At 74.5% G+C, this 16,400-nt stretch carries 15 protein-coding genes; 2 read left to right on the top strand and 13 right to left on the bottom strand.

Features of this window, described 5'->3' with window-relative positions:
• Positions 1-2: 2 nt before the first annotated feature.
• From MNZ29_RS06015 to MNZ29_RS05960, 12 genes are all read right to left on the bottom strand, one after another.
• Positions 3-1,169: a glycosyltransferase gene (locus MNZ29_RS06015; protein ID WP_242335847.1), complete on the bottom strand. Its 1,167-nt coding sequence runs from the start codon at positions 1,167-1,169 to the stop codon at positions 3-5.
• Complete coding sequence (locus MNZ29_RS06010; RefSeq protein WP_242335844.1) at positions 1,154-2,455, bottom strand: O-antigen ligase; 1,302 nt, start codon at positions 2,453-2,455, stop codon at positions 1,154-1,156. Before MNZ29_RS06010 ends, MNZ29_RS06015 begins: the two co-directional genes overlap by 16 nt.
• A gap of 133 nt (positions 2,456-2,588) precedes the next feature.
• The gene (locus tag MNZ29_RS06005) at positions 2,589-3,770 is read right to left on the bottom strand and encodes a polysaccharide deacetylase family protein (RefSeq protein WP_242335842.1); all 1,182 of its coding nucleotides are present in this window, start codon (positions 3,768-3,770) and stop codon (positions 2,589-2,591) included.
• Positions 3,771-3,840: 70 nt separating this feature from the next.
• Positions 3,841-5,052, bottom strand: coding sequence for a GNAT family N-acetyltransferase (locus MNZ29_RS24865; RefSeq protein WP_242353660.1), 1,212 nt, complete (start codon positions 5,050-5,052; stop codon positions 3,841-3,843).
• Positions 5,049-6,230, bottom strand: coding sequence for a DegT/DnrJ/EryC1/StrS family aminotransferase (locus MNZ29_RS05995; RefSeq protein WP_242353678.1), 1,182 nt, complete (start codon positions 6,228-6,230; stop codon positions 5,049-5,051). The genes MNZ29_RS24865 and MNZ29_RS05995 overlap by 4 nt, the downstream gene beginning before the upstream one ends.
• Complete coding sequence (locus MNZ29_RS05990) at positions 6,227-7,363, bottom strand: GNAT family N-acetyltransferase (protein ID WP_242353658.1); 1,137 nt, start codon at positions 7,361-7,363, stop codon at positions 6,227-6,229. Before MNZ29_RS05990 ends, MNZ29_RS05995 begins: the two co-directional genes overlap by 4 nt.
• Positions 7,364-7,378: 15 nt before the next feature.
• Positions 7,379-8,389, bottom strand: a complete 1,011-nt coding sequence (yvcK, locus tag MNZ29_RS05985) for a gluconeogenesis factor YvcK family protein (RefSeq protein WP_242353656.1) — start codon at positions 8,387-8,389, stop codon at positions 7,379-7,381.
• Positions 8,389-9,786, bottom strand: a complete 1,398-nt coding sequence (locus MNZ29_RS05980; protein ID WP_242335829.1) for an exopolysaccharide biosynthesis polyprenyl glycosylphosphotransferase — start codon at positions 9,784-9,786, stop codon at positions 8,389-8,391. The genes yvcK and MNZ29_RS05980 overlap by 1 nt, the downstream gene beginning before the upstream one ends.
• A gap of 159 nt (positions 9,787-9,945) precedes the next feature.
• Positions 9,946-10,680 (bottom strand): CpsD/CapB family tyrosine-protein kinase, encoded by a 735-nt coding sequence (locus tag MNZ29_RS05975; RefSeq protein ID WP_242335826.1) that lies wholly within the window; start codon positions 10,678-10,680, stop codon positions 9,946-9,948.
• 31 nt (positions 10,681-10,711) lie between these two features.
• On the bottom strand, positions 10,712-12,073 hold the full coding sequence (locus MNZ29_RS05970) for a lipopolysaccharide biosynthesis protein (protein WP_242335823.1): 1,362 nt from the start codon (positions 12,071-12,073) through the stop codon (positions 10,712-10,714).
• Between the two features lie 16 nt (positions 12,074-12,089).
• A complete protein-coding gene (locus MNZ29_RS05965; RefSeq protein WP_242335821.1) occupies positions 12,090-13,130 on the bottom strand; it encodes a hypothetical protein in 1,041 nt (346 codons plus the stop codon).
• Between the two features lie 127 nt (positions 13,131-13,257).
• Positions 13,258-13,839, bottom strand: coding sequence for a polysaccharide biosynthesis/export family protein (locus tag MNZ29_RS05960; RefSeq protein WP_242335817.1), 582 nt, complete (start codon positions 13,837-13,839; stop codon positions 13,258-13,260).
• Between the two features lie 268 nt (positions 13,840-14,107).
• On the opposite strand from MNZ29_RS05960, the gene MNZ29_RS05955 reads away from it, so the two are divergent.
• The gene (locus MNZ29_RS05955) at positions 14,108-14,371 is read left to right on the top strand and encodes a hypothetical protein (protein WP_242335814.1); all 264 of its coding nucleotides are present in this window, start codon (positions 14,108-14,110) and stop codon (positions 14,369-14,371) included.
• A gap of 87 nt (positions 14,372-14,458) precedes the next feature.
• On the opposite strand, the gene MNZ29_RS05950 is transcribed toward MNZ29_RS05955, so the two are convergent.
• On the bottom strand, positions 14,459-15,925 hold the full coding sequence (locus tag MNZ29_RS05950) for a sigma-54 dependent transcriptional regulator (protein ID WP_242335811.1): 1,467 nt from the start codon (positions 15,923-15,925) through the stop codon (positions 14,459-14,461).
• A 155-nt stretch (positions 15,926-16,080) separates the two neighbouring features.
• Here MNZ29_RS05950 and MNZ29_RS05945 point away from each other — a divergent pair, with 155 nt between their 5' ends.
• On the top strand, positions 16,081-16,338 hold the full coding sequence (locus tag MNZ29_RS05945) for a hypothetical protein (RefSeq protein ID WP_242335809.1): 258 nt from the start codon (positions 16,081-16,083) through the stop codon (positions 16,336-16,338).
• Positions 16,339-16,400 lie beyond the last annotated feature (62 nt).

The raw sequence follows: 16,400 nt of genomic DNA, 5'->3' as shown, positions 1-16,400 counted from the left end.
GCTCAGCGGGCCTGCGCCCCCTCGCGGCGCACCGCGCCGTAGACGAGGCGCGGGACGTCGAGCCCGGTCAGGTCCTCGTACAGCGCGTCGTAGCTCGCGCGCATCTGCTCGACCGAGAACTCACGCTCGACCCGCCGCCGACCCCGCTCGCCCATCCGTCGCCGCAGCGGGGCGTCGTCGAGGAGCTCCAGGAGGCGCCGCGCGAGGACGGCCGGCGCGCCGGGCGGGACGAGGAAGCCCTCCTCGCCCTCGTGGACGAGCTCCGGAGTCCCGCCCACCGAGGTCGCGACCACGGGGAGGCGCGCGGCCATCGCCTCCAGGAGGGCGTTCGAGATCCCCTCGGCGTAGCTGGGCGAGACCGCCACCTCCGCCCGCGCGAGGAGCGAGGCCACGTCGCGGCGGTGGCCGAGGAAGTGGCAGTGCTCGGCAACCCCGAGCTGGCGGGCCGCCCGCTCGAGGAGCGGCCGGCGCGCGCCGTCGCCGACGAGCACGAGGCGCGCCTCGGGCCGGGCGCGCACGACCTCCCGCATCGCGTGGAGGAGGTCCGTCTGGCCCTTCACGGGATGGTGCATGTTCGCGACGCAGACGATCGCGCCGGCGTCCGGCGCGGGGGCCTCGGGGGCGCGGCGCGCCGCGCGGTCGAGCTCGCCGAGATCCACGCCGTTCCGCACCACCACGACGCGGTCCGGCGCCACTCCGTCGCGGACGGCCTGGTCGCGGATGCAGAGCGCGTTCACGAGCACCCGGTCGGCGAGGCGCGACGCGAGCACGAGCGCGGGGCGGTGCAGGCCGGGGAGCTGGTGCCCGAGATCCACGCGGGTGACGATCGACGGGACGCCGGCGAGGCGGGCCGCGACCACGCCGAGGACGTTCGTGCGGAGGTCCTGGGCGTGGACGATCCGGACCCGCTCCTCCTGGACGAAGCGCACGAGGCGCGCCACCTGGAGCAGCGTGTACGCCCTGAGGAGCTTGCTCCCGACGTCGAACACGAACGGGCGGACACCCTCCGCGGCGAGGTCCGCGAGGTGCTCGCCGTCGTCGTGCAGGGTCGCGACCACCGGCTCGAAGCGCGAACGCTCCATCGTCCGGACGTTGAGGACGGTCTGACGCTCCTGCCCACCGAGCTGGAAGCGGTCCTGGAAGACGAGGATCTTCAGCGGGCGGCCCACGGCGGCAGCTCCCCCCCGAGCGCCGCCCGCTCGCGCGAGAGCCGCATCGTCACCAGGGCGCAGGCGAACAGGAAGTAGAGGAACCAGGACAGCGAGTACCCGTTGGCCATCTCGATGACGAGGTAGCCCGCGAGCGCCGCGAAGACCGCGCGGGCCTCGGTGCCGACGAGCGGATCCGCGCCGACGCGCCACAGCTTCGGCATGAGCCAGGCGACGAACGCGCAGAAGAGCAGGAACGCGACCACCCCGAGCTCGCCGACGATCTCGAGCAGGATGTTGTGCGCGACGTAGCGGCGCCCGCCCGCCTCGAGCGGCGCGTAGCGACCCCAGGCCTGGAGGTACGCGCTCGCGCCCACGCCCGTGAACGGGCGCTCCTCGAGGATCACGCCCAGCACCTTCCAGGCGTTCTCGCGCCCCTCGACCGAGACGTCCGTCTCGTACTGCGTGATCGTGGCGTTGCGCTCCCAGAAGCTCGAGGGCGCGAACGCGACGAGGCCGAGCGCGATGGCCGAGGCGGCGACGAGCTTCCTCGCCGTGCTGAGGCTCTTGCCGCGGAACAGGAACAGCGCGATGGCGACGGCCGCGGCCACCGAGCCGGAGCGGGAGTGGGTGAGCACGATGGCCGAGATCTGGGCGGCGAAGACGGCGGCGAACGCCACGCGGGCCCAGCGCTTCCTCGCGGTGACCGCACCGTAGAGGGCGAAGGGCATCACGGCGATGAGGCACATCGCGAGGCGGTTGGGATCGGCGTACGGACCGCGCCAGTGCGTGCGGAACCCGTCGATGAGGGCGTCGTCGTTGCGCCAGACGTCGATCGCCCCGAGGGCCGGGCCCAGCGCGGCGAGGGTCCCCACGAGCATGAAGCGCCTGAGCCGCTGGGGGCCGTCCACCGCGTTCTGCACGACGACGAAGACCACCGCCATCTTGGCGGCCTCGACCGTCGCGCCGAGGGTGTCGGTCTGCGAGATGGTCCAGGCGAGCGAGAGGGGCACGAAGGACAGGTAGACGAGGAGCGGGACCACGCCCGGACCGCCCACCCGCACCCGCTCGCCGGAGGTCACCCGGTGCATGAGCAGCGCGAAGGCTCCGACCGCCATCGCCACGAAGGCGAGCCGGAACTGCTCGAACCACGGCCACCAGAACTGCGGGTTCGAGTACAGCATCACGACGAACGCGAGCGTGGCGCCGTGCACGAGCAGGTGCCACCTCCGGCTCGCGCGCTCGATCCACGCTTGCCGCGCGAGGAGCGCCGAGTCGAGAGTCGCTGCGTCCGCGTGAGCCGTCATGTCCACCTCTGTGGGTCAGAAGGTGCGCGCACCCTGGCTCGCCCGGCCACCGTCCGTTCGGGGTCCGCTGAGCAGCCAGGCAGGCGTGCTCGACGAGGGGGTGGGCCTGTCGATCCCGAGCGCACGCCGCACCTCACGAGGCCGCGCGCTCGCGGCCGGCCGCGTGCGCCTCGTCGTCAACCGCTCCGGACAGGGCGTCCGGGCGCTCGCCCGAGACGTGCCGAGCGAGCCCCAGCGTGTGGAAGACGCTGTCCAGGCTGCAGATGGCGAGCGCCGCGCTGTAGGAGATCGGGCCGAGCGTCGAGTTCTCCCAGAGCACCTTGCGCGACATCGCGTACGGGTCGCCGCCGCGCACGTTCTCGCGATCCTCCGTGGTGACCCCCGTCTCGAACCCCGACTCGGCGACCGCGTGCCGCACCGCCGGCGTGTAGTAGCCGTTCGGATAGGCGAAGTGGAGCGGCGGGCGCCCGAGCCGCTCCGCGATCATCTGGCTGCAGCCGGCGATCTCGCGGCGCGCCTCCTGGAGCGGCAGGTTCGAGAGCACCGCGTGGTTCACGGTGTGGCCGCCCACGTCCATCCCCGCGCCGCGCAGCTCCGCGAGCTCTTCCCAGGTCATCGCGCGCGTGTCGTCGGGGAGGTCCTGCTCGGCGAGGCCGGTCCGCGCCTCGAGGGCGCCCGCGATCGCCACCAGCCGATCGTGCGGGAGCCGCGCGATGAGCCGGTCGAGGGTCGCGGCCGGCCCGGGCTCCGCGCAGGCGGTGAGCAAGGACTGCAGCGGCCCCGGCAGCCCTGCCCGCTCCACCGGGATCCCGCGCCGCGCGATCTCGGTGAGCGAGGCGTAGAGGCGGTCGTGCGGGAACCGCTTCGCCGTGCCGGTGTAGCCGGTCGCGACGAAGAAGGTGGCCGGGACCTTGAGCGCGGCGAGGACCGGCATCGCCACGTGGTGGTTGTCGGCGTAGCCGTCGTCGAAGGTGACGACGAACGCGTCGCGGCGGCGCGTGCCGGGCGGCTCGCCCAGGATCCGGCGCGCGTCGGAGAGCGACACGATCTCGCGGGTGCGCGCGATGTCCTCGATCTGGCGCTGCAGGGTCTGTGCGGAGATGAACATCGAGGCGATCGACTCGCGGGCGCTCGCCTCGAAGTCCAGGGTGGCGCGGTGGTACGAGAGGATGACCACGCGGGTCCCGCCGGCCTGCCGCCGCTGCCACGTCCGCACCGCGCGGTGGACCCCCGCCGCGAGGAAGGTCCCCGCCGCCGCGACCTTCACCGCCCGCCTCAGGATCCACTTCGGGCTGTTGTCCGCACGCTCCGGCATCTTCCGCCTCTCTTCTTCACCTTCGACCTCGCCGCCGCGCGGCGCGGCCCCACCCCCGCCGTACCGCCAGTCAGCCGCCGCGCGCGCCCGCCAGCGCGCTCGCCTCGAGCGAGCGCCTCGCGCGCCTGAGCGCCCCCCACACCCGCTCCGGCGCGACGGACCTCGCGATCCCGCGCGCCGCGCGGAACGCCTCCTCCGCGGCGACGGCGGTCCCGGCGCGCAGCGACGGCGCCTGCAGGCGGACGCTGCACGTCTCGCGGCGATCCCAGGCCCAGTCCATCTTGTAGGCCTCGGTGCCGCGCAGGAAGTCGTAGTCGGTGAGGCCGCGCGCGTAGGCGTCCGCGACCGTCCGCCCGACGAGCACGACGCCGGGGCTCCGGGCCGACCAGGCAGGGTCGTAGCCGGACTGATAGTAGAAGAAGCGGCGGCCCACCTCGAGGCCGTAGACCGCGGCGATCGCGTCGCGCCCCACGAACAGGCGGTACATGCGCAGCCAGCCGCGCGCGGCGAGGAGCGGCGCCACCTCGCGGTGGAACTCCTCGACCGGCCCGGGCGGGATGCCGGAGGAGCCGCCCTCGACCTCCCAGCGCAGCCGGTGCAGCCGCAGGAAGTCGTCCATGGCGGCGGTCGCCTCGTCCGCGGCCGCGACCTCGATCCGGAAGCCCGCCTGCTTCTCGAGCCAGCGGACCCGCCGCGCGTACGTCTCGCGCCGGCGGATCCTGGCGAGGTGCTGCTCGAAGGTGCCGCGCACGACGAACCCGGGACAGACGAAGCCGCGCTCCACCTGCGCCCGCACTCCGCGCGGCGCCATGGCCGCGCGCAGGGCGGCGACGGTCGGCGAGCCGCAGGGGAGGTCCTCGAGGCAGAGGACGTCCCACGCCGCGGCCCCCGCCGCGAGCGCCCGCGCGATCGCCTCGCGCGCGGCGGCCGCGTGCTCGGGCCGGGCGAGCACGTCGAGGCCGTCCGCGCCGGTGAGGCCGTTGCCGAGGAGGCTGAAGCGCCGCTCCCCCACGAGCCCCGGGCGCGCCGAGAGCACGAGGAGCCCGGCGAGCCGCGCGTCGCGGTCGCGCGCCTCCAGGATCCAGATCGGCCGGCGCGCGGCGAAGCAGCGGTGGAAGGTGTGGAGCCACTCCCAGGAGAGGAACGGCGACGGCGCCTGGGCGGCGTCGAAGAGCGCGCGCCACTCCTCCTTCAGGACCGCGAGGCGCGCGGGGTCGCGGTGCTCGACGACGGTGAGGCCGGCGGCGCGCTCCCCGGCGGGCGCTGGGCTGGTGGGCGTCACTCGAGCGCCTCCCTCACGCAGCGGGCGAGGTATGCCATGTCGTCGGGCTGCAGGTCCTGATGCACGGGGAGCTCGAGCACGCGCCGCCGGAGCATCGCGACGTCCGGGAACGGCTCCTCGGGGCAGAGCGGGTGCCCGGTGCGCCAGAAGTCCACCGTCTCGACGCCGCGCGCGGCGAGCCGCGCGGCCACGGCTGCCTTGTCGTCGCAGAGGAGCGGGTAGAAGAGCGGGCTCGCGCCGGCGGGCAGCTCCGGGAAGATCGGCACCACCCGGTCGCGCAGCCGGCCGAGGAGGAGGAAGTAGTTGCGCCGCCGCGCCGCGACGATGGCCTCGGCGTCGAGCCGCCGGGCGATGAGCTCGGAGAGGGAGCTCATGCCGAGATCGACCGTCGCGAGGTCGAACGTCATGGTGCCGGTGGAGACCGGGTGAACTCCGGTCGCGCCGCGCACGTACGAGTACGCCCGCCGCGCCGCGCCGCGGAGCGCCTCGCCCGCGTCCCCGAGCCGGAACGCGGCGTTCTGGAGGAGCGAGCCGGTCGCGTGGGAGAGCGTGGACGCGAGCGGCGCCGCCTCCGGCTGCGGGACCTCGCCGCGAACGGACGGGTCGTTCACGACGAGCGCGCCGCCGTTCGGCACCGGGAGCGTCTTGTAGAAGCAGAAGATCCCGAGCGCGCCCACCGACCCGAGCGGCCGGGTCCCCTCGGCGGCGAGGAGCGACAGCGCGCAGTCCTCCACCACCGGCAGCCCGTGCCGCCGCGCGATCGCCGTCACCTCGTCCATCGGCTGCGCGAAGCCGGCGTAGTGGATGACGTAGAGGGCGCGGGTGCGGGGGCCGATCTTGGCCTCGAGGTCCTCGAGGTCGAGGCGCATGCGAGCGTCCACCCGCACGAAGCGCGGGAACGCGCCGGCCGCGGCGAGCGCCCCCACCTCCACGCCGTGGTGGTAGGCCGGCACGAGCACCTCGTGGCCCGTGAGCCCGAGCAGCCGCGCGCCGTGGTAGACCGCGTTCCGCGCCAGGTAGAAGTGGGTCGTGCGCCGCGCCCCGAACGGGAAGGCGGGCGGCCGGGAGGCGGCCAGGGGAGAGAGCATCCTCGGCCAGAGCGTGGGCAGGGCCGGGATGTAGCGCCTGCGCGCCTCGCGCGCGGTCGGCCAGGTCCGCGCCGCCACCGCCCGACTCATCGCCACCACGAGAGCGCCTCCTTCACGGCCGGGCGGACCCGGTGCTTCAACGTGTGCATGGCCCTGCCGGCGAAGGAGGGGCGATACACGTAGAGCCAGTCATGGGGAGCGTGGGCCGGAGCCCAGTCGCGCTTCCACTCCATGTCGGGGCCGAGGAAGTCGAAGCGCGAGAGGCCGCGCGCCTCGCACTCGGCGAGCACCTCCCGCTGGAGGAGCTGCCCGGGCGAGACCTGGCCGAGGCGCTCGTCGTACGCCGTCTTCGGCAGGTAATAGACGCCGCGGTGCACCACGCCGAGGTGCACCGCGATGGCGCGGCCGTCGAGGGTGAGCGCGCGCACCGCGAGCGCCCCGCGCTGGGCGGCGTCCCGCGCGATGCGCGCGTAGAACTGCACGAGGGGCTGCGCGAGCGCGATGGCGGTGCCGCCCTGCCCCTTCCACCCGCTCGCCTCGAGCGCGAAGAACTCCGCGAGCGCCACGTCGAGCCCCTCGGCGCCGTCCACGCGCGTGAGCGCGACCGCGCCCAGCTCGCCGAGCCGCCTCGCGCGCCGGCGCAGGTTCGCGCGGAACTTCGCGCTCGTGCGCTCCTCGGCGCCCTTCTCGGACAGCTCGACGTAGGGCGTCCGCAGCGACTCCCAGCGCCCGGCGAGGTGACGGTCCGCGCGCGCGGCCGCCTCCAGCAGCACCGAGGTCGGCCCCTCGCGCGGGACGTCCCGCAGCACGAGCACGTCCCAGCGGATCCGGTCGCGCAGGTGGCCCCACAGCGCCGCGACCGCGCCGGGGGCGTCCTCCCCGAGGACCCACTCCACCCGGCAGGAGTGGTCGTTCGCAGGGGCGACGAGCCGCGTCACGCCGCGCTCTCGCTGCAAGAGGAGCGGGGCCATCCCGGCGGCCCGGCCGGCGCGGGTGCGCGCGACGAGCACCCGCAGCGGGGCGTCCGGCGCGAAGGCGTCGAGCCAGGCGGAGATCCACTCGTGACGGGCGAACGGGACGTCCACCGGGCCGCGCGCGAGCAGCCCGTTCCACTCGTCCCGGAGCGCGTCGAAGGCGGCGCGCCCCTGCAGCTCCTCGACGCGGTAGCGCGAGCCGGCGGGCTCGTGGGCGGGCGCGAGGAGGGTCTCGGCGGTCTGGACCAAGGTGTCGTCCCCTCCTCAGCGGACCCGCGCGATCGCGAGCAGCGCGCGCGCGAGCTTCCGGGGGTCGTGGCGCCCGCGCTCTCCCTCGGCGAGCAAGTCGGTCACGACCGGGACCGCGCCCGCGGCGTCGATCGCCGCACGTTCGACCCGCACCGGGACCGCACCCTCCCCGGCGTAGGCCGCCACCACGTCCTCGGGCAGCGGGGGCCGCTGCGCGAGCGCCACGTCCACCACGTCCCCGAGGTGGCGCTGCACGGCGCGGACGTGATCGGCGGCGTCGAAGCCGTCGGTCTCGCCGGCCTCCGTGAAGAGGTTCACGACCAGGACGCGCGTCGCGCCCGTCGTCCGCAGCGCCTCCGGGATGCCCGGCACGAGGAGCCCGGCGAGCACGCTGGAGTAGAGGCTGCCCGGCCCCAGCACCACCAGGTCCGCGCCGAGGATCGCCTCGATCGCCTGGCTCGAGGCCTGGGCCGCGCCGGCGAGCCGCAGCTCCGCCACGCGGCCGCGCGCCGCCGCGATGGCGGTCTCGCCGCGCACGATCCGGCCATCGTCCAGCTCCGCGACGAGCTCGACCGGCGTCGCCGTGGCGGGGACCACCCGACCGCGGACGCCCAGCATCCCGGCCGCGGCCTCCACCGCCTGGCCGAAGTCGCCGAGCCGCTGCGCGAGCGCGGTGAGGACGAGGTTGCCGATGGTGTGACCGGCGAGCTCGCCGCCCCCCTCGAAGCGGTGCTGGAACACCGACGCGAGCGGCGCTCCCGCCGCGAGCGCCACGAGGCAGTTGCGGACGTCGCCCGGCGCGGGCACGCCGTAGCGCCGCCTGAGCTCGCCGGAGCTCCCCCCGTCGTCCGCGGTCGTGACCACGGCGGTCAGCTCCACCGCGGGCTCCTCGTCCGGCTCTCCGTCGCCGGCGGCGAGCCCCTCGAGGACCCGGGGCAGCCCGGTCCCGCCGCCCACCGCCACGACGTGCACGGATCGCGCGTCGGGTGCGCGCACCGGCCGGGGGACGAGCTCCTCGAGCACCATCACTTCGCCCCCTTCCCGAGGAGCACCACCTTCGCGGTGGCGAGGAGGCAGACGAGGTCGAGGAACAGCGAGGCGTTCTTGATGTAGTAAAGGTCGTACTCGAGCTTGCGGGCCTGTTCCTCCATCGTGGAGCCGTACCCGTACTTGAGCTGCGCCCACCCGGTGAGGCCCGGCTTCACGAGCTCGCGCAGCGTGAAGAGCGGGTAGCGCACCTTCAGCTCGGAGAGGAACACCGGCCGCTCCGGGCGCGGGCCGACGAGGCTCATGTCGCCGCGGAGCACGTTCCAGAGCTGCGGTAGCTCGTCGAGCCGCGCGCGCCGCAGGAAGCGGCCCAGCGGCAGCACGCGGGGATCCTGCTCGGTCGCCCACACCGCGCCGTGCTGCTCGGCGTCGCGGCGCATGGTGCGGAACTTCCACACGCGGTACGGCGTGCCGCTGCGTCCGGTGCGCTCCTGCGAGTAGAAGATCGGGCGGCCGTCGGAGAGCCAGATCGCGATCGCGGTGGCGACCATGATCGGCGCCGCCCCGGCGAGCATCACGAGCGACACGGCGAGGTCGAGCGCCCGCTTGGCGGTGCGCGTGCCGCGCGAGACGCGGAAGCCGTCGTCGAAGATGAGCGAGCTGGGACGCACGAGCGACAGCGGGATGCGCTGCAGCGTCGCCTCGGCGAAGCCCACGTCGTCCACCACCCGGCGACCGCGCGTGCGGAGCGTCAGGAGGTCGTCGATGGGCAGGCCCTCCCGCCGGTCCTCCATGGCGACCACCACGATCTGGACGCGCTCCCGGCGCGCGACCTCGCCGAGCGAGCCCTCCAGGATCGCGTCCGCCGGGACCGCGGCCGGGGCGAGCGACCGCTGGGGCCTCACGAAGCCGACCGCCCGGTAGAGCCCGTCCGCCTCGCGCTCCATCGCGCGCGCGAGGTCGCGGGCCCGCGCGCCGGTCCCGAGGAAGACGACCCGGGTCGGCGAGCCGACGACGGCCGGCATGAGGACGCGGGCGGCGATGACGCCGAAGGCGCCGCCCGCGGCGGCGAGCACGAGCGAGCGGTGCAGCATCCACCCGGGCAGGAAGAGGTCGAGCGCGATGTCGGCGAGGGCGATGGCGATCGCGGCCACGCCGATCGCCCGCAGGAGGCGCCGCCCGTCCGCGCGATCGCGCACCGCCGCGTGGAGGTCGTAGAGGTCGCCGAGATAGAGCGCGCCCGCGAAGAACACGGAGGCGAGCGCGGCGCGGAGCACCGCCGGGTACATCGGCGGCCCTCCCACGGAGCTCGTCGCCTGGGCGGCGACCGGCCCGAGGGACGCGCCCGCGAGCAGCGCCAGCACGAGGACCGTCTCCTCGGCGAAGAAGTACGCCGCCTTGCGCGGCGAGAACCAATGGTTGAAGACCCGGACCAAGTCCCCTCCCCGTCCAACCCCGACCGCCGTGCCCGGCGCGCACTCCCGCGCACGGGCCAGGACCCGAGCCACCGTCTCCGGCCACGACCGTGCGTCGTGGCCACCCCCCTCCCACGCCCCCTCCGCGCCGCCGCTGGCGGCGCGGGAGGGCGCCGGTCCTTACCCCGCGCGGCGGCCGGCGATGGCCGGCGCCGCCTCCCCGGGTCCGCCGTACAGCCAGCGCCCGTGCGCCACGGACTCCGGGTCGACGTCGTTCAGCACCACGCCCGCGGCCCGGTCGCCGAGCGACTCGAGCGCGAGCCGCACGACCTGGCGCGGCGTCGCCCCGGCGCGCACGACGAGCACGGCCGCGTCGGCCGCCCCCGCGAGCCGCTCGCCGTCCGCGAAGGCGAGCGCCGGGGGCGCGTCGAGGACGACGAGGTCGTACGCCGCCCGCAGCTGCTCCACGAGCGCCGCGGTGCGCGGGTGGCGGATCGCCGCCACCGGGTCACGCACCTCGCCCGCGCACAGCACCGACAGCATGCCGACGCGCACGATGGCCTGGGACAGCTCGGCGGTGCCGTCGAGCACCTCGGCGACCCCTGCGCGCGGCGCGAGCCCGAACAGGCTCGCCACCGACGGCCGGCGGAGATCCGCGTCGACGAGGACCACTGCGCGCCCTTCCTGCGCGGCGGTGAGCGCCAGGTTGGCTGCGGTGGTGGTGCGGCCCTCGCCGCGGCTCGCGCTCGTCACGGCGACGACGCGCATGGCGCGGCGCGCCGCGAGGCGGGCGAGCCGCTGGTAGAGCACGCGGTACTGGTCCGCCGCGGGCGAGTCCGGCGCGGCCAGGGCCACGAGCTTCTTCTCGGGCGCGGCGGCGGGGTGGGTGGCCTGAAGGGTGTCGGCAGGGATCATCGGTCCATTCCTCCGATCGATTACGCGCAAGTCAGGAAGCCCGCCCGATGCGAGGGATCGCCGCGAGCACGGGGATGCCCAGCGTCGCCGCGTCCTCGGGTCCACGCATCGATGCATCGAGCCACTCGGCGATCCCCGCCGCCCCGAGCCCCATCGCGATCGCGGCGAGCACCGCGATCCACAGGAGCTTGGGCCGGTCGGGGGCGGCCGGCAGCCGGGGCGTGACCGGCGTCTCCACCATCCGGAACATGGTCGGCTGGTCCGCCGCGAGGAGCTGCTCGGCGGCCGCCGAGTCGGCGCGCCGCGAGAGCGTCGAGGCGTACTTGGCGCGCATCACCTCGTACTCCCGGGACAGGTTCGCGAGCGCCTGGCCCCAGCGCGGCGCCGCCTCGATCCGCTTCTGGTAGGTGGTCATCTCCTTGCGGAGGGAGGCGATCTGCTCCTCGTGCGCGCGCACCTCGTCGTCGATGCGCGCGAGGTGAGCCTGCACGCGCTCCTTCTGGAACTTCTCGAACGCGCCGTCGCGCTGGGAGAGCGCCTCCTGGAACTCGCGCCGAGCGCGCTTCACGTCGGGGTGATCCGGTCCGTAGGCCGCCTCGGCCGCGTTGAGGCGCCGCAGCGCGGCGTCGAGGCCGGCCTCGGCGAGACCCGGACCGCTCGGGCCCTCCGGGATGGACGAGAGCACGTCGCCGCGGCGCCGCTGCGCGTCGGCGATCGCGCCGAGCCGCATCTCGATCTGGCTCTGCGCGCGCCCGACCGCGCGGGCGTTGTCCTCGAGCAGCTCGGGCAGCTCGGCGGTGTGGTCCACCTTGAAGGCGAGGAGCTTCTTCTCCTGCGCCGAGAGCTCCTTGCCCATGTCGTCGACCTGGCGATCGAGGGTCTCGCGGAGGCTGCGCGCCTGGGCCTCGAGGACCTGACGCGTGAGCTCGCCGTAGTACTTCGGCAGGAGCTCCGCGGCCCGGGCGACCTTCTCCGGATCCCTGCCGCGCACCTCGACCACGAAGAGCAGCGCGGGCGCGCCGGCGGGGACCTCGCCCTCGAGCCGGACCTCCACGTTCCGCCGCATCTTGCGGAGCGCCTCGTCCATGTCGTCGCGGAGGTCGGGGAAGAAGTCGGTCTCCTTGATCACCCGCTCGAGCACCGGGCGGGCCAGGATGCCGTGCTTGATGGTCCGCATCCGATCCTCGAACGGCGTGCCGTTCTGGGCCGGGAAGAAGTCGAGCCCCAGCCGCCGCGGCTCGATCTGGACCACCGATTGGGCGGAGTACTCCGAGGGGACGCCGAGCGCGAGCGCAACCCCGACGACGAGCACCGCGCCTGCGACGACCAGCGCGAGGAGCCGGCGACGCCGCAGCGCCGCGAGGAGATCCTGCAGGGTGTAGGTCCGTTCCATTCGTCCTTCCTCTTCGTCACCGTTCCGGCAGGGTCCAGCCGAGCCGGAGTCCGAACGTCGTTCGCCGCAGCGCGGCCGACGAATCGTCGAGCCGCGCGAAATGTGTCGCTGCCAGCGCCAAGCGCACCCCTCCCCCGACGAGGAGTGCCGCCTCGCCGTAGGTCACGTAGCCGGTCACCGCGTCCCCGCCGCTCGGGGCCCGGCCGGAGCGCCAGATGCCGCCGTCACCGCGCAGCTCGAAGCGCCGCGCGAACCTGCGCGCGAGCCCGAGCTCGACCGAGTCGACGAGGCCAGGGCTCGCGGTGTTGCCGAGGCCCAGCCCGTGGGCGAGCTGCGCACGCCCCTCCCAGTCGCGGGAGACGCCGACGAGCTCGACGCTGCCCTCGGGGACGACGACCGCATTTCCGCTCTTCAGCCACAGGGCGGGCCCCGCGGAGCCGTTCACGGTCAGCTGCCGGCTGAGCTCGTACCGCGCGCGCGCCCTGAGCGCGTGCGCGAAGGCCCAGTCGGTGGCGTCCCGCTCGAAGCCCTGGAACAGCGAGGCCAGGTAGCCGGCCCCGAACGAGAGGCGCCGGCCGTACCGGTACAGCGCCTCCACGCCGGGCTGGTGCATCGCGCCGCCCGTGCGGTCGTCGAAGCGGACCGTGTCCTCCGTGAGCAGGGCGGCCACGTCCACGCGCTCGGAGGCGCGGTACTCGGCCCTGCCCCGGCCGTGGAGGATGAGCGCGGAGTCGCGCCCCGTGCGGAAGACGCCCATCTGCGCGAGCCCCACCGGGTCGAACGCGTACGCGCCCCGGAAGTCCGCGTGGAGCGTGAGGCGCCGCGTGGTTCGCGCGTCGAGCACGAGCGACCCGCGGTGGTTCCAGCTCCCTCCGGGCTGCATGCGCTCGTACGTGAGGAAGTCCACGCCGTAGAGCGTGCGGAGCTCCCAGGTGTGATCGCGGAAGCGGAGCCCCACGTCCGGGGACACCCGGCCGACGCGGTCGCTGCCCGAGCCGTCGTAGAGCACGTTCGAGTCGTAGCCGCCCTCGAGGGTGAGGCGGGCGATGGGATCCACGACCGTGCTCGCCGCCGCCCGCGCCGCAGCGCAGAGAGACACAGCGCAGAGCGCCGCCCTCCCGAAGCGCCCCGGCGCTCCCATCGCCCACCTCTTCCTCGGCCCTCTCATGGTCGGCACCGTCCCGCTACGGCACGTAGAGGACGTCGCCGCCCCTGAGCCAGAGCGCACCCTCCGCCTCCCCCTTCACCAGCTCGTCGAACGAGAGCTTCACTCGATCGGTCTTCCCGTTCGCTCCCTGGCGGAGCCAGCTCACCTCGCCGCGGGCGAACTCGGTGCGCCCGCCGGCGAGCGCGATCGCCTGCACCACCGACATGGGACCGCGCAGCGGGAACCCGCCAGGGCGCGTCACCTCGCCGAGCACGTACACCCGCGGTCCGTTGATCTCCCGGACCAGCACGGCCACGGCCGCGTCCTTGATGTACGGGCCGAGCGCCTTCGTGAGGCCCTGCTGCAGCTCCCCCGGCGTCTTGCCTGCCGCGTCCATCTCCCCCGCGAGCGGAAGCGAAATCTTGCCGTCCGGCCGGACGGGCACGACCCGCGTCAGCTCTGGCTCGTGCCAGACGACGACCTCGAGCACGTCCTCGCGCCCGATGCGGTACTCGCCCACTTCGGGCCGGGGATCCGGCCGCTGCGAGGCCCCCGACGAAGCGCACCCCGTCGCGGCGAGGAGAATGCCGGCCACCACTGCCCTCTTCGAGAACGCCATCCAATTCCTCCCGGGACTCCCCGTCCCGAAACGACTCCCTCGCATCGAGCACACCTCGTGCCACGACGCGTCGTGCACCCCGAGCGAACTCCACGCCACGCGTCGCCGCTCCTCCAGCGCACGTCGTCCACGCGATCCGGCGTGCGGCCACGAACGCGACGCGCGAGCGAGCGGCTGCCGCCGAGAGCGGGTTCCGGTGCGACGCTGAGGAACTTTTTTCCCTCGCGTGGGAACGGACGTGCCTGCGTTGCCGCGGCGACGAGGCGGGATGACGTTCTCCCTGGACGCGGCAGGATGGACCGGCAGTCGGCGCCGGTATGGAGGGCGGGAAGGCATGCTGAGGGCGGCGGCGTGGACGCTGGGCCTGTTCGGGGTCGGCACTTCGGTCGTTGGACTGTTTCCGGAATCGGCATGGGTCGAGCCGATCGTGCTGCTCGCGCTCGGGATCGCGTTCCTGTACGTGAGCGCGCGCACCGGCTTCCGCGAGCGCCGCTCGCGCGGCGAGCTCGCCCCCAAGCAGGCTGCGGCCTGAGCTTTCCGGCGGGAGGGGCGCATCGGATCTCCGGGGGGGGACCAGGGCGCGGCGCGGCTCCTCGCGGGGCCGCGCCGCGCTGCTTTCTCACTCGATCGTCGCCGCGTCTCGCGGGTCGACGATCCCGCAGTCCTTGATCTTGTAGAGCAGCGCCTTGTAGCTGACCTGCAGGCGCTTCGCGGCCTTCCGCTTGTTCCAGCCGGTCCGCATGAGCGCGCGGAGGATCGCCTCGCGCTCCGCGATGCGCGCGGCCCGCCGGGCCACGTCCTTGAGCGGCGCATCCTCCGGGAGCGCCGGGCCCTCGCCCGGGCGGTGGACGCCGTTGACCCCGGGCGCTGCCGGCGGATGGGCCCCCGCGGCGACGAGCGCCGGCGGCGAGCCGCCCAGCTCACCCAGGACCATCGCGGGATCGCGCAGGACGACGAGCCGTCGCACGAGGTTCTCGAGCTCCCGGACGTTCCCGGGCCAGTCGTAGGCGTGGAAGCGCTCCATCACCTCGGCCGGGATCTCCTCGAGCCCGCCCCGGTAGCGCTGCCGGTACTTGTCGACGAAGTGCCGCACGAGGGGACCGATCTCCTCGCGCCGCTCGCGGAGGGGCGGGACCCGGATCGTGACGACGTTCAGCCGGTAGAAGAGGTCCTCCCGGAACGTGCCCTGCCGGATGGCCGCCTCGAGGTTGCGGTTCGTCGCGACCACGACGCGGGCGTCCACGCGCACCGGGCGCTTGCCGCCCACCCGGTAGAACTCCTCGTCCTGGAGGACCTGCAGCAGCTTCGCCTGCAGCCGCGGATCCATCTCGCCGATCTCGTCGAGGAAGATCGTCCCCCGGTGAGCCAGCTCGAACTTGCCGGGCTTCTCCGCGTGCGCTCCCGTGAACGCCCCCTTCTCGTGTCCGAAGAGCTCGCTCTCGAGGAGCTCTCCCGGAAGGGCCGCGCAGTTGATCTTCACGAAGGGGCGGCCCGCGCGGTGGCTGGTCGCGTGGATCCGCCGAGCGATCACGTCCTTGCCGACGCCGCTCTCGCCGATGAGCAGCACCGGCACGTCCGTGTCGGCGATCCGGTTCACCAGCGACCAGACGCGCTCCATCGGGCCGGAGAGCGGGGTGGTGGGCAAGAGGTCGCCGTCGCCCGACTCGGCCACGACCGCTGCGACGCGCGCCTCGGCGACGTCGGGGGGACGCCGTCCGGGTCCGTCGAGGGCGCGGCGCAGCACGAGGTTCAGCTCGGAGACCTCGAAGGGCTTCGGGAGGTAGTCGTTCGCGCCGAGCTTCATCGCACGGACGACGTCCTCCGCCTGCGCCAGCGCCGACATGACGATCACCGGGACGCGCGGGTCGCGCTCGCGGATGCGCCGGAGGACCTCGAACCCGTCGGGCTCGGGGATCACCAGATCGAGCAGCACGGCGTGGGGGCTGGAGTTCGCGATCGCCGCCAGCGCCTCGACGCCGTTGCGAAGGGGGCGCACGCGATATCCCGCGGTCGCGAGGAACTCGCAGAGCGCCTCGCGGGCGTCGTCGTCGTCCTCGATGACCAGTACGGTGCAGTCTTTGTCCATCGTCGTTCCGCCGGCGGGGAGGTGCTTGCCGCCGGTGTGAAAATGGAACGACCAGGTGTTCCCGGCACCGGCCCTAACGCGGCGGCTGACGGCCGAGCGAGCGCTTCGCTTCGCTTTCGCGTGGAGGCGTTCCATGACATACCGGGGCCGTGCGGATGTCCCGTTCCCGTCTCCTCCTCCGGGCGGTCCTGCTCGCGACGGGAGGCGCGTTCATGCTGTGGAAGGCGTACGACTCCGCCCGCGGCGCGCGCGCGCTGCAGGGCGGCGAGGCGACGCTCCTCGAGCGCGTCGCGCTCGTCGAGGCGCTCGTCGGCGTCCTCGCGCTCGGCGCGGCGTTCGTGGCCGCCGCCGCGCTTCGACCGCGCCGCAGGAAGCGCACGCTCACCCTCGGCGACGCGGATCGCCGGCCCTGACGCCGCTCCGAGCCCCGGCGCGCGGCTCGCGGAGCTCGGCCCGCCCGGTCTCCCGGTGATCG

The organism is Anaeromyxobacter sp. SG64, assembly GCF_022690745.1.
Classification (GTDB): Bacteria; Myxococcota; Myxococcia; order Myxococcales; family Anaeromyxobacteraceae; genus Anaeromyxobacter; species Anaeromyxobacter soli.
Note: the sequence above shows the minus strand (reverse complement) of the source record. Positions and strands in the feature narration are given on the sequence as shown.